This is a genomic window from Polynucleobacter sp. MWH-UH2A, from assembly GCF_018687195.1.
GTDB lineage: Bacteria > Pseudomonadota > Gammaproteobacteria > Burkholderiales > Burkholderiaceae > Polynucleobacter.
This window is the reverse complement of record NZ_CP061321.1, coordinates 144,886-157,856: the sequence shown is the minus strand read 5'-3', so window position 1 is coordinate 157,856 and position 12,971 is coordinate 144,886. Positions and strand designations below refer to the sequence as shown.

12 protein-coding genes are annotated in these 12,971 nt (G+C 45.2%); 3 read left to right on the top strand and 9 right to left on the bottom strand.

Features of this window, described 5'->3' with window-relative positions:
• Positions 1–12 precede the first annotated feature (12 nt).
• The 9 genes from mraY to bioB form a co-directional block, all read right to left on the bottom strand.
• On the bottom strand, positions 13–1,182 hold the full coding sequence (gene mraY / locus IC571_RS00885) for a phospho-N-acetylmuramoyl-pentapeptide-transferase (protein ID WP_215316842.1): 1,170 nt from the start codon (positions 1,180–1,182) through the stop codon (positions 13–15).
• On the bottom strand, positions 1,173–2,615 hold the full coding sequence (murF, locus tag IC571_RS00880) for a UDP-N-acetylmuramoyl-tripeptide--D-alanyl-D-alanine ligase (RefSeq protein WP_215316840.1): 1,443 nt from the start codon (positions 2,613–2,615) through the stop codon (positions 1,173–1,175). The genes mraY and murF overlap by 10 nt, the downstream gene beginning before the upstream one ends.
• Complete coding sequence (locus tag IC571_RS00875; RefSeq protein WP_251373447.1) at positions 2,615–4,165, bottom strand: UDP-N-acetylmuramoyl-L-alanyl-D-glutamate--2,6-diaminopimelate ligase; 1,551 nt, start codon at positions 4,163–4,165, stop codon at positions 2,615–2,617. Before IC571_RS00875 ends, murF begins: the two co-directional genes overlap by 1 nt.
• Positions 4,166–4,170: 5 nt before the next feature.
• Positions 4,171–5,943: a penicillin-binding protein 2 gene (locus tag IC571_RS00870; RefSeq protein ID WP_215316836.1), complete on the bottom strand. Its 1,773-nt coding sequence runs from the start codon at positions 5,941–5,943 to the stop codon at positions 4,171–4,173.
• A complete protein-coding gene (gene ftsL, locus IC571_RS00865) occupies positions 5,940–6,206 on the bottom strand; it encodes a cell division protein FtsL (RefSeq protein WP_215316834.1) in 267 nt (88 codons plus the stop codon). Before ftsL ends, IC571_RS00870 begins: the two co-directional genes overlap by 4 nt.
• Positions 6,203–7,153, bottom strand: coding sequence for a 16S rRNA (cytosine(1402)-N(4))-methyltransferase RsmH (rsmH, locus tag IC571_RS00860; RefSeq protein ID WP_215316832.1), 951 nt, complete (start codon positions 7,151–7,153; stop codon positions 6,203–6,205). The genes ftsL and rsmH overlap by 4 nt, the downstream gene beginning before the upstream one ends.
• A 12-nt stretch (positions 7,154–7,165) precedes the next feature.
• Positions 7,166–7,594: a division/cell wall cluster transcriptional repressor MraZ gene (gene mraZ / locus IC571_RS00855; RefSeq protein ID WP_173956651.1), complete on the bottom strand. Its 429-nt coding sequence runs from the start codon at positions 7,592–7,594 to the stop codon at positions 7,166–7,168.
• A gap of 291 nt (positions 7,595–7,885) precedes the next feature.
• Complete coding sequence (coq7, locus tag IC571_RS00850; protein WP_215316830.1) at positions 7,886–8,515, bottom strand: 2-polyprenyl-3-methyl-6-methoxy-1,4-benzoquinone monooxygenase; 630 nt, start codon at positions 8,513–8,515, stop codon at positions 7,886–7,888.
• Between the two features lie 14 nt (positions 8,516–8,529).
• Complete coding sequence (gene bioB, locus IC571_RS00845; RefSeq protein ID WP_215316828.1) at positions 8,530–9,567, bottom strand: biotin synthase BioB; 1,038 nt, start codon at positions 9,565–9,567, stop codon at positions 8,530–8,532.
• An 89-nt stretch (positions 9,568–9,656) separates the two neighbouring features.
• Here bioB and bioA point away from each other — a divergent pair, with 89 nt between their 5' ends.
• From bioA to bioD, 3 genes are read left to right on the top strand one after another with little or no spacing between them, the layout of a single operon-like run.
• Complete coding sequence (gene bioA / locus IC571_RS00840) at positions 9,657–11,003, top strand: adenosylmethionine--8-amino-7-oxononanoate transaminase (protein WP_215316826.1); 1,347 nt, start codon at positions 9,657–9,659, stop codon at positions 11,001–11,003.
• Positions 11,000–12,244, top strand: a complete 1,245-nt coding sequence (locus tag IC571_RS00835; RefSeq protein ID WP_215316824.1) for an 8-amino-7-oxononanoate synthase — start codon at positions 11,000–11,002, stop codon at positions 12,242–12,244. Before bioA ends, IC571_RS00835 begins: the two co-directional genes overlap by 4 nt.
• Positions 12,244–12,963 (top strand): dethiobiotin synthase, encoded by a 720-nt coding sequence (gene bioD / locus IC571_RS00830; RefSeq protein WP_215316822.1) that lies wholly within the window; start codon positions 12,244–12,246, stop codon positions 12,961–12,963. The genes IC571_RS00835 and bioD overlap by 1 nt, the downstream gene beginning before the upstream one ends.
• Positions 12,964–12,971: the final 8 nt, after the last annotated feature.

Sequence of the window (12,971 nt, the reverse complement as noted above, 5' to 3'; positions counted from 1 at the left end):
TATTGATATGGCTCACCGTAATTTCAAACTGGATAAACCAATTAGCACCAACAGAATCGTAATGATCCAAAAGCGCACAACTACTTGCGTTTCTTTCCATCCACCCAATTCAAAGTGATGGTGCAAAGGAGCCATGCGGAAAATACGGCGCCCTTCACCAAAATGCTTTTTAGTGAGCTTGAACCAAAACACTTGCAGCATTACTGAAAGTGTTTCCGCTACAAAAATTCCGCCCATCACGAACAAAACAATCTCTTGGCGAACAATCACTGCGATCGTTCCGAGCGCACCACCTAAAGCTAAGGCACCCACATCGCCCATAAATACTTGGGCTGGGTGCGTGTTGTACCAAAGAAAAGCAAGGCCAGCGCCACCCATAGCTCCGCAGAAGATCATGAGCTCACCGGCGCCGGGAATGTAAGGAAATAGAAGATATTTCGCATAAATGGCATTACCCATCACATATGCAAAAGCACCTAGCGCCGCGCCAACCAATATCACCGGCATAATCACCAATCCATCTAGACCATCCGTTAAGTTGACTGCATTGCTACTACCCACAATCACCAAGTAGCTCAAAATAATGAAGCCCATCATTCCCAGTGGATAACTGACCTCTTTCATAAATGGGATTAGTAAATTGGTCTTTGCCGGTAAATCCAAAGCAAAACCACTCTTGAGCCATTCATAAAACAATTGCAATACCTTGAGGTTGTTTACCTCGGATACTGAAAACGCCAGATAAATAGCGGCAAATAAGCCAATCAAGGTTTGCCAAAAGAATTTCTCACGAGAGGCCATACCTTTGGGATCTTTACGCGCTACTTTTCGGTAGTCGTCTACCCAGCCTATTGCGCCGAAACCAAAAGTCACAATCATCACAATCCAAATAAAACGATTACTTAAGTCCGCCCAAAGCATGCAGGAAACAAATATGCCGATCAGAATTAACACGCCGCCCATAGTGGGTGTGCCAGATTTAATTAAGTGCGTTTGAGGTCCATCGGTGCGTACCGCTTGCCCCATTTTGAGTTCAGCTAACTTACGAATTACCCAAGGTCCAGCAGCCAAGCCAATCAATAAAGCTGTCACGGTAGCCATGACAGCTCTAAAGGTAATGTAGTTGAAGACGCGGAAAAATCCAAAGTCCTCTTGTAACCACTGCGCCAACATTAAGAGCATGTTTTAGCCTCCTCTAATAAGGCTTGCACTACACGCTCCATGCGCATAAATCGTGAACCTTTAACCAAAATATTTAAATGCTGATTACCGTCAGCCAAATGCGAACGTAATTCTTCATTCAGCTTCGCAATCAAATTCTCAACGCTTGTGAAATGGCTAGCACTTGAACCTGCAGCCGTTTTTGTTGAGTCAAAACCATTTACAGCAGATACGCACTGCTCACCTAAGGCAAACAACTTGGTAATTCCTTGTTCCGCGGCATAAGCACCAACTTCTCGGTGAAATTCAGGGCCTTGATTGCCCACTTCACCCATATCACCTAAAACAAGCCATGCTTTACCACCCGACTGCTTTAATGCATCAATTGCGGCCCTGACCGAATCTGGATTAGCGTTGTAACTATCGTCAATCAATGTGTACTTCGAGTCAGAAAATTTAATCTGCATGCGACCATTGACTGGTGCAAATGCTTCAAGTCCTTGCTTAATTTTTTCAAGAGAGATTTCTGCTGCTAATGCCACAGCGCTTGCTGCTAATGCATTACGCAGGTTGTGAGCGCCAAGCGTATTTAATTGAACTTCGATTGATTGTGCGCCAACATTAATCTGCAATCGGCCATTACCCAGTTGATTGCCACTCAATGCCAAGCCTGAGTTTGACTCGTTGGACGTCAACGCAAAATCAATCACCTTGCGGCCCGCTGCGGCAGCTTGCCAAACACTCGAAAATTCCGAATCAGCCGGAAATACCGCGATTCCATTTTTTGGTAATGCTCGAATAACATCTGCATGCTCTTCTGCAACTGCGGCAACGGTCTCCATAAACTCTTGGTGCTCTCGTTGCGCGTTATTAATTACAGCAATATTCGCCTGCGCTATTGAGGCTAGCTGAGCAGTCTCGCCTGGATGATTCATGCCCAGCTCAACCACCGCCAACTTATCTGTAGAGCGAAGCTTTAATAAGGTCAGAGGCAAACCAATCTCATTATTGAGATTGCCTTTTGTCACCAAGGTATGCGACTCACCAGCTGATGCCTTAAATATTGAAGCGATCATTTCTTTAACGGTGGTCTTCCCATTGCTGCCAGTTACTAAGGCTAATGGGATAGCATGGCTTGCGCGCCATGCTTTTGCTAACTCACCGAGTCCTATGCGGGTATCAGGCACGCATACAGCCGGTAGAGTTGCCGGACATTTTTTAGCATCACTTACAAGTGCAGCGCCTGCGCCTGACTTAGCAACATCAACCAAGAAATCGTGCGCATCAAAGCGCTCACCCGTTAGGGCAATAAATAACTCGCCAGAATCGATTTGTCGACTATCCGTTCCCACTCTAGACAGCATTAATATTTCTGCTTCTTTTGCAGAAATATTTAGCAAGTGACTGCCAGGGAGCATCGCGTGCACCTGAGCAAGAGTGGTCATTGCAGCCATCAGACCAGACCCCCCGCTGCAAGCCGAATGTGTTCCTGATCAGAAAAATCAAAACGCTTATCACCAATTTCCTGAGTAGTTTCATGGCCTTTGCCAGCAACCAACACAATGTCGCGAATATCGGCATGACGAATTGCTGCCATGATGGCAGCTGCGCGATCAGGGATCTCTTGCACATTCACGCTAGGAGATTTAATTCCTTGGCGAATCATTTGAATGATCTTCAAAGGGTCTTCAGATCTTGGGTTATCGCTGGTGATGACAATTTGATCGGCAAACTGCTGGGCAATTGCACCCATTTGAGAGCGCTTGCCAATATCCCGATCTCCACCGCATCCAAATACACACCAAATTTTTCCACCACGCTGTTCGGCGATAGGTCGTAATGTCGTCAAAGTCTTTTGGAGAGCATCAGGAGTATGTGCGTAATCTACAACCGCCAATAGACCATCAGCTTTCGTATGTTTACTAAATGAAATAAGTTCCATTCGCCCAATTACAGGCTGCAATTGACTTATGCGCTCACCTGCTGCGTCAATTCTGAAGTCTTGCGTAAGTAATGTTGTCCAAACTGCGAGTGCGTTGCTTAAGTTGAACTCTCCAAGCAATGGAACATGCACGTCTACTTGACCAACCCCGTCCAAGACAAATGTAGAGTCATAACCCAAATGACCTAAAGAACTATTTTGTGCATGAATTCTCTGTAATCGATCTCCAAACTTTTCAAATCCTTGATAAGCAGTTTTATTTAGCGCATAAGCCCATACTTTCAACGCATCTTTGGCTAACAAATTCATGGCTAATTCACGGCCGAAGGCATCATCCAAATTAATCACTGCATGCTGTAAACCTTGCTGAGCAAACAACTTTGCTTTTGCTTGCGCATAATCAGCCATACTGCCGTGATAATCCAAATGATCTTGCGTCAAATTGGTAAATACTGCGCAATCAAATGTAGTGCCTGCGATACGATCCTGATCTAAGGCATGGGACGATACCTCCATCGCCACTTGCTTTGCACCTGCGTCCAATAATTCTTTTAATTGCGTCTGCAATTTTGGAGCGTCTGGAGTTGTATATCCTGTTTTCTCTAAGGCGCCAGGAAAGCCTGTCCCCAGAGTTCCTAGCACCGCTGTGCGGTAACTCGGCGCGTCCAAAGCCTTTGCAAGCCATTGCGTTACGCTGGTTTTGCCATTCGTTCCGGTAACCCCAATCATGCGCAATTGTTTGCTTGGATTGTCATACCAATCTGAGCAAAACTTCCCAGCAAGTGCCGCCAGGTTTTCAACTGCAAGGCATTGCGGATGTTCTATATACCGAGCGTAACGATTTGATGCATCTACAGGATCAAACACAACACATGCAGCACCATTGTCAAGTGCTGCATCAATAAATTGTCGACCATCTCGCAATGCATTTCCATGGCCTACTGGATAAGCAAAAAAGATATCGCCAGTATGAATTTGACGACTGTCTGCACTCACCTTTGCAAAAGAGTTTGCCAGGGAATGTAGATACTCAATCAAATGATCGGGGTTTATATTCAACATGGTCCTCATCGTTTCAAGACCGCGTGTTGAGTCTGCACATTTGCAGGACGAACTTCTGTGGGGCTCTTATCATCAAGCGCCATTTGCTTCACTTTGTTATCTGGAGGAACATTTAATGTTCTTAGAGTTTCGCCAACAATGGTTGAGAACACTGGCGCAGCCACATCTCCACCATAATGACTGCCACCCGTTGGCTCATCAATCATGACGGCAACCACAATTCGTGGGGCGCTTATAGGCGCAATGCCTGCAAAGTAGGCGCGGTATTTATTACCGTAACCTTTGCCCACCAATTTGTGCGCCGTTCCTGTTTTGCCACCAACTCGATAACCTTCTGTCTGAGCTTTAACAGCAGTACCACCTGACTCTGTAACAGTCTCCAGCATTTCTCGCATCTCAATTGCCGTCTTCGCCGATAACACCCGAGTGCCGGGCTTGTTATCTGGACTACGTTCAATTGTTAATGGGACTAACTCACCATTACGAGCAAAAACTGTATAGGCACGCGCCACCTGAAATAAAGATCCAGAGATGCCATAACCAAATGCAATACGCGCTTGATCGGTTGGCGTCCATTTTGCGTAAGGATGCACAGTTCCAGCAACCGCACCCGGGAAACCAATTTTCGGAGACTGCCCTAAACCAACTGCAGTATAAAAATCCCACATCTCTTCTGAAGAAAGGTTATTCATGGCAATTTTGGCTGTGCCGATATTGCTTGATTTTTGGATAACCTCAGCAACCGTTAAATTTGCGTACGGGTGAGTGTCAGTAATTGGCTTTGGACCTACCAGATACTTAGCACCAATAACCATATTAGTATTGGGATTGACCGCACCCTTTTCTAATGCGATGGCAATAGTCAGTGGTTTTATTGTGGAACCGGGCTCAAACGTATCAGTTAAGACCCGATTACGTAATTGCTCTCCACTTAAATTTCGGCGATCGTTGGGGTTATAGCTTGGATAATTTGCTAACGCTAATATTTCCCCTGTTTGCGCATCTAAAACTACAGCTCCGCCTGCTTTTGCATGATGTTGCTCAACTGCATTCTTCACAGCGTTGTATGCCAAGAACTGAATTTTGCTATCAATCGACAGTTGCAAATCTTTACCATTTTGGGGTAGTTGCTCAATTGCAATATCTTCAACTACGCGCCCCAGCCGATCAACCACTACACGCCTTTGACCGGGATGAGCAGCCAGATCTTTTTCTCTGGAAAGCTCCATACCTTCCTGCCCCTTATCGTTGACATTTGTAAAGCCAACCACATGGGCCATTGCCTCGCCCTCGGGATAGAAACGTTTGTATTCGTTATTTAAACCAATTCCCGGAATTTCCAGTTGCATAATTTGTTGCGCTACGGCAGGATCTACCTGACGCTTAAGGAAGACTTGCTTACGATCTTCTTTTAATTTTTTGCGTAAGTCTGTTTTACTTAATTGCAATAAGCTAGCAAGCTTCTGAAGCTTATCGAAAGGTAAATCCTCAGGAACAGTATCGTTGTAGGCAATGATGGATTTGGCCTCGAGACTAGTAGCAATTACTTGGCCATTGCGATCCAAAATTTTTCCGCGACTCGCGGGCAACTCCAACTCACGTTGCGTACCACGTACGCCTTTAGCTTCATAAAATGCATTCCCTGGGCCTTGAATCCAAAATGCTCTTAACAGAAGCATCATGAAAACAAGAAACAAAAGAAATAGCATGAGTCTTGAGCGCCACATTGGCAAGCGCAAAACGAGATTTGGCGTTGTAGAAAACCCAACCGGCCTCATTTAGCCTCCTTTAAGTACAAAGTACGATCAGGAGTAATGGGAACCATATGCAATTGGTTGCGAGCCACATCACGAATACGTGCAGACTTAGAAAGATTGCGCTGTTCATATTCCAAGCGCAACCATTCTTGACTCAATTTACGCTCTTCAATTTGTGCACGCTCTAAAGCCACAAAAAGCTTACGCGCACGCTGTTGAGCAGCCACTAGAGATAAAGCGCAGATTAATAACAAAGCTAGCAATGTCAGAGTAGCGCGATTCATGCGACCGCTCCCATGCGTTTTTCAGCTACACGCATGATCGCTGAACGCGCACGAGGATTCTCAGCAACCTCGGCATCACTTGGCTTAACTCGCCCAATAATTTCTAATGCACTTTGTGGCAAGTCTTTTTCTCGCACCGGTAAACCACGTGGCACTTCAACTGTGGAGTGGGACTGTAAAAACTGCTTAACAATGCGATCTTCTAAAGAATGAAAGCTGATAACAGCTAGCCGCGCTCCCGGCTTTAATAAATTTAATGCCGCTTTAAGACCTAGCTCTAAATCTTCTAGCTCGCGATTAATAAAAATACGCAATGCCTGAAAAGTTCTTGTCGCAGGATCTTGCCCCGCTTCGCGTGTGCGAACAACGCTTGCAACCAAGTTTGCTAACTGTGTAGTGGTTTTTGGAGACAATCCCTGCTCTCGCTTAGCTACGATAGCTTTGGCGATTTGAAATGCGAAACGCTCTTCCCCGTAAGTTTTAATCACGTGCGTGATTTCCTCTTGTGGAGCTTGCTCTAACCACTCTGATGCAGTCATACCTTGATTGGTATTCATGCGCATATCGAGCGGGCCTTCTCGACGAAATGAGAAACCGCGATGTGCTTCGTCCACTTGTGGAGAACTGATACCGAGATCCAACAAAATGCCATCGACTGACTCTGCTTGCGCATACTGATCCATCTGTGCAAAGCTGTCGTGAATGATTGTCAAACGAGGATCGTTGATCTTCTTCGCCACTGCTATTGCATCCAAATCTTTGTCGAAGGAAATCATGCGCGCTGAGCTTGGCAATTCCTTTAACAGTGCTTGCGTGTGACCACCGCGACCAAAGGTACCGTCGATCACTAAAATATTTTTTGTTGGGTTTTGATTTTGAATGAGCGGGCCATTGATCAGCGCCGTCACCGCCTCGGCCAGTAACACTGGGCGATGAGTTATGTTCATAGCACCCCGTCATCAAAAATTAAATTGCTTGAGTGCTTCAGGCATGCCTTGTGCAATCGCCGCCTGTTCTTTTGCAGCATAGGTTGCTGCATCCCATAACTCCAAGTGACTACCCATGCCGAGCAGGATCACTTCTTTTTCAATTCCCGCTGCAGCACGTAACTCTGGACTCACCAAAACTCGACCGGCACTATCAAGATCAATCTCTGCAGCATTGCCTAAGAAAATACGACGCCACCAATGCGCATCCATCGGAAGTTGAGCAACTCTAGATCGGAAACTTTCCCATTCTGGTCTTGGAAAAAGCAGCAAACAGCCATCGGGGTGTTTGGTGAGCGTAACGCGCCCCTCGCCTTGTACTAAAAGGGCGTCACGATGCTTTGCCGGGATCGACATCCGGCCTTTTGCATCCAAATTGAGAGCTGACGCACCTTGAAACACCATTTACCCCACTTTTTCACACTTCCTCCCACTTTAGAGGATCGCCATAATAGGGTCAAGTGTTTTTGGGTATTTTTTTAGGAATTTCTCTAATGTTTACAAACACTTAGCGTCGTATGTTGATAAAATGATGACAATAAAATAGCTACTTGAAACAATGGCTTAGAAAATATACTTAAGACGTAATCTTAGCTATAAGGCCTAATAATCTAAAAATTACTGTATTTATGTCCAGTATTAAATAAATTAATCAAAAAAAATTCTAAAAATTAAATCCAATTAAAAAGCAAATCAGATTTTGTAGGCAGTGGTGGTCATCACCTTGGAGACTGTTTGCATCATTTTCTGAATGGGTTCAGGAAGAGTTGCTCCGCCAGCATGCAAGGCAGCCTGTCCATGCTCAATCTCATCGATGCGCATCTGATCAACAATTGCTCGCGAGCGCTGATCCTTTGCAGGTAATTTTTCAAGATGATTTTCAAGATGTGCTTCGACTTGTTTTTCTGTTTCAGCAACAAATCCTAAACTCCATTTATCACCAGCTAAACCAGCTAACAAGCCTATTGCAAAAGATCCTGCATACCAAAATGGATTGAGATAACTTGTATGTGAATCTAATTCTTTAAGACGCGTTTCACACCACGCTAAATGATCCATTTCTTCTTGTGCAGAATGCTCTAGCATTTCTCTGATTTGAGGATCGCGTGCAACTAATTTTTGCGATTGATAAAGCGCTTGTGCGCAAACTTCACCAACGTGATTTACGCGCATTAATCCAGCAGCATGCTTACGCTCAGCAGCATCAAGAGGATGTTTTGTAGTTGATTGAGAATCTGGTGTTGATCGACCAGCATTTGCACCGCCAACAACGGACCGCAAGGCGGTATCAAATTCAATAATCAGACGATCGATGGGCGACATTGGCAGAAAAATAACTAGACCAAAACCTCTGCTTTGCAGCTTTGCTTTGTCTTCAAACCCAGCTCAGCCAAGAGCGCGCGGTCTTGTTCCGCCTCGGGATTACCGGTAGTGAGTAGTTGCTCACCATAAAAAATAGAGTTCGCCCCAGCCAAAAAACACATCGCCTGAACAGCCCTACCGAGCTCTTGGCGACCTGCTGATAAACGCACGCGTGCCTTAGGCATTGTGATGCGCGCAACCGCAATCGTTCTCACAAATTCCAATGGATCCAACGGTTTTTGATCTGCTAATGGAGTGCCTGCAACAGGCACCAAATGATTGATTGGAACGGATTCTGGATATGGACTTAAATTCGCTAAGCGTGTCAAAAATGCAGCGCGTTGTTCGCGTGATTCACCCATGCCAACGATGCCACCACAACATACTGACATACCAGCTGAACGCACATTTGAAATCGTATCTAAACGATCTTGATATCCACGTGTAGAAATGACAGAACGATAAAAATCTTCACTTGTATCGAGGTTGTGATTGTAAAAATCAAGGCCTGCTTCTGATAATGCTTGTGCTTGATCAGCTTCTAACATTCCTAAAGTGGCGCAAGTCTCAAGTCCCAATGCTTTGACACCTTTAATCATCGCGGTCACTTTTTCAATATCGCGGTCTTTAGGCTCGCGCCACGCCGCACCCATACAAAAGCGATTTGAACCAGCCGCTTTAGCTGCTTTAGCTGCCTCTAAAACTTCCTCTAAACCCATTAACTTTTCGGCTTTGACGTCGGTGTCATAGCGAGCAGCTTGGGGGCAATATCCACAGTCTTCAGGGCAGCCACCCGTCTTAATTGACAACAAAGTAGCTAATTCCACATCACCCTCAGGAAAGTAGGCCTTATGGGTCTCCTGGGCTTTAAGCATTAACTCGTTGAAAGGCAGGGCAAACAAGGACTCCACCTGAGTTAGTGTCCACTCACCTGCTACATCAAGCTCCTTTCGCAAATCCGCCTTGGATTTGATCTGAGTGAGGGGTTTTTCAACAGTTTGCGCGTCCAGCATGGGTAAATTCCAGAAAGTAGGTGAATCTCAGGCATAAACATAACAGATGGAAGCCGGGATTAGGAAAAACTAGTGGTCAAATATCGAATATGAAGGTTATTTCTGATCTAAATCAATCCACCCTGATTGATCGCAGCCTGGCAGCCGTATGGCACCCCTGCACCCAAATGAAGCACCATGAATCCTTTCCCCTAATTGCGATCGCCAAAGGGAAAGGGGCTTGGCTTTATGACGAACAGGGAAATGCACTTCTGGATTGCATCAGCTCTTGGTGGACCAACCTATTTGGGCACTCCAACCCTCGCATCAACCAAGCAATTTATGCGCAACTCGAAAAAATTGAGCATGTAATGCTTGCTGGTTTCACACACCAACCTGTCGTCGAGCTTTCTGAAAAATTATCCGCCCTCACCAATCATCACTTAGGCCATGTCTTTTATGCATCGGATGGCGCATCTGCTGTTGAGATTGCACTCAAGATGAGTCATCACTATTGGCAAAACAATAAGAAACCAAACAAGAAAAAATTTGTTTGTCTTGAAAATGGTTATCACGGAGAGACACTTGGCGCATTAGCAGTAACTGATGTTGCTATTTTTCGTGAGGCCTATGGATCACTTTTGCAAAATGTTTATACCGCGCCATCACCTGACGCACGTAAGGCAAAAAATGGGGTGAGCGCTGAAGATGTTGCAAATGATGCCGCACAAAAACTAAAAGAGTTGTTTGCTAAAGAACATGAAAATATTGCTGCAATCATCGTTGAGCCACTAGTTCAATGCGCAGGTCAGATGGCGATGCATTCACCGAAATATTTACGTCTAGTGAGAGACTTATGCGATCAATATGAAGTACATATGATTGCCGATGAAATCGCCGTAGGATGCGGGCGTAGCGGTAGATTCTTTGCTTGTGAACATGCTGAGATTTGGCCTGATTTTCTGACGCTTTCCAAAGGAATCAGTGGCGGATATCTCCCACTTTCACTGTGCATGACAACAGACGAAATTTACCAAGCGTTTTATCAAGATCAAACTCGACATGGCTTCCTGCACTCGCATTCGTACACTGGAAATCCTCTTGCTTGCGCAGCTGCTCTAGCCTGCTTAGAAATATTTAAATCAGAGACTGTGCTTGAGAAAAATAAAATTCGTTCTCAAGCACTAGCAACAGCTTTTGAGTGGGCAAAGACTGACTCACGCATTGAGCACTGGCGCCAGCAAGGGATGATATTGGCATTTGATATCAAATTATCGTCATTGAAAAACCCGAACGCTTTCCCCCGAGAATTGTTTGCGCAAAGTTTGTCTGAAGGCATCCTCATTCGACCCATTGCAAATACGATTTATGTCATGCCGCCCTACATTCTTTCCCCAGAAGAGACTCATGCCATGGGGCAATCGGTGAAAAAGGCTTTAGATAAGGTGCTTGCATGAGTCAGTCGCCAATCTCATCATTTAAGGCATTAACGCTAGCCGAGGAACAAATCGCGGACTTGGATTTGCAATTACTCAAGCGTCAATTACGCGTTACCGAAACTCCTTGCGATACCAAAGCATTCGTTGGCGATCGTGAACTAAAAGCTTTTTGTAGCAATGATTACCTGGGCCTAGCCAATCACCCGGCAATCACCGAAGCTCTTGCAGATGGTGCTCGCAAATATGGCGTTGGTAGTGGCGCATCCCATTTAATTAGCGGCCATAGTGTTGCCCATGACTTATTAGAAAAACAGTTGGCGGGATTTCAGGCTGAGCATCTTACCAATGCTCGCGCATTATTTTTTAGTACTGGATATCTTGCCAACCTCACTGCCATTACTGGGCTAGCAAGGCTTGCTCCGCGAGGCGATGTCAGTATTTATTCTGCCAAGCTCAATCATGCTTCATTAATTGATGGCGTTCGTTTAGCAAGCGCCCAGACTAATGCCAGCGTCACACTCTTCGATCACACCCAACCTGATCTCTTACTTAAGGATCTACAAAAAGACACCAAAGCACTCAAACTCATTGTGACGGATGCTGTTTTCAGTATGGATGGAGATCTTGCACCCATAAAAAAATTATTGGCTATTACTGAGCAATGTGACGCACTTCTACTGGTAGATGATGCTCATGGCTTTGGGGTTTTAGGCAAGCAAGGTCACGGGGTTTTAGAGCAAGAGCAAATTTGCTCCGACCGGATTATCTATATTGGAACTTTAGGTAAAGCAGCTGGGGTCAGTGGCGCATTCATCTGCGCAGAAAATACTTTTATCGAATGGTTGATCCAGAAGGGTCGCCCATATATCTATAGCACGGCCACCCCACCGGCAATTGCGCATGCTTTGCTGCAAAGCTTAAAAATCATTGAGTCCGAAGAGGGCGCTAAACGTCGACACCACTTAAACCAATTGATCAGTGTTTGGCAATCAGAAATGAAGTTCTCTAGCTGGGAGAAAGTGCTTTCTTGCACACCAATTCAGCCAATCATTTTGGGCAGCAATGCCAACGCTTTAATGGCCGCAAAGTTATTAGATGAAGCAGGCTATTGGATTCCAGCCATCAGGCCACCTACCGTTCCGATTGGTAGCTCACGCTTGCGCATTACTTTCTCAGCAAACCATAGCGAAGAAGATCTGCGCGCACTCATGAGCACACTGCAATCCATTGAGCAACAAGTCATTGAAAAGGCTCATTGATGAACACATCTTCTGGTTTTTTTATTACTGGCACCGATACTGAAGTTGGAAAAACTTTGGTAAGCGGCGCTTTGATTCTCAAGCTACGTGAATTGGGTAAACAAACCGTTGGATTCAAGCCTGTAGTCGCTGGAACCTATCCAGCATCCACGGGTCAGCATTTAAATGAAGATCTCGAAACATTGCGAATTGCCTCAAACCTGGAGTCAGATCAACTCAGTCTCTGTCCTTATGTCTTAGATACTCCAGCAGCGCCACATTTGGTTGCAAAAGCGAAAGGCATTCGCCTTGAGCTCGAGACCATACTGAAGACATATAAAGATCTGCAAAAGAAAAGTGGCTCCGTTGTTGTCGAGGGGGCAGGCGGTTTTCTTGTTCCAATAAATGATCAAAAGGACTTAGGCGATTTTGCTCAGCAAATTCAGTTGCCAGTTATCTTGGTTGTGGGCATGAAATTGGGCTGCATCAATCATGCGCTACTTACCACTGAGACAATCCGCGCGCGCAAGCTTGTTATTGCCGGATGGATTGCAAACACCTTAAATAAAGAAATGAGTTTATTGAGTGAAAACATCAAAACGCTTCAAGAGCGAATAGATGCGCCATTTTTAGGACTAATACCCGCGCTTCCATTGAGCATTCAAAAATTAAACCATCAACCTTATTCTCCTGAAGCGTTAAAGTTTGCTGCGCAACATATTCAATTACCAGCTGAATAAACTAAAAA

Coding starts and splice junctions, on each gene's coding strand:
- mraY (WP_215316842.1), bottom strand. CDS start 1,182: ATGCTCTTAATGTTGGCGCAGTGGTTACAAGAGGACTTTGGATTTTTC.
- murF (WP_215316840.1), bottom strand. CDS start 2,615: ATGGCTGCAATGACCACTCTTGCTCAGGTGCACGCGATGCTCCCTGGC.
- IC571_RS00875 (WP_251373447.1), bottom strand. CDS start 4,165: ATGTTGAATATAAACCCCGATCATTTGATTGAGTATCTACATTCCCTG.
- IC571_RS00870 (WP_215316836.1), bottom strand. CDS start 5,943: ATGAGGCCGGTTGGGTTTTCTACAACGCCAAATCTCGTTTTGCGCTTG.
- ftsL (WP_215316834.1), bottom strand. CDS start 6,206: ATGAATCGCGCTACTCTGACATTGCTAGCTTTGTTATTAATCTGCGCT.
- rsmH (WP_215316832.1), bottom strand. CDS start 7,153: ATGAACATAACTCATCGCCCAGTGTTACTGGCCGAGGCGGTGACGGCG.
- coq7 (WP_215316830.1), bottom strand. CDS start 8,515: ATGTCGCCCATCGATCGTCTGATTATTGAATTTGATACCGCCTTGCGG.
- bioB (WP_215316828.1), bottom strand. CDS start 9,567: ATGCTGGACGCGCAAACTGTTGAAAAACCCCTCACTCAGATCAAATCC.
- bioA (WP_215316826.1), top strand. CDS start 9,657: ATGAAGGTTATTTCTGATCTAAATCAATCCACCCTGATTGATCGCAGC.
- IC571_RS00835 (WP_215316824.1), top strand. CDS start 11,000: ATGAGTCAGTCGCCAATCTCATCATTTAAGGCATTAACGCTAGCCGAG.
- bioD (WP_215316822.1), top strand. CDS start 12,244: ATGAACACATCTTCTGGTTTTTTTATTACTGGCACCGATACTGAAGTT.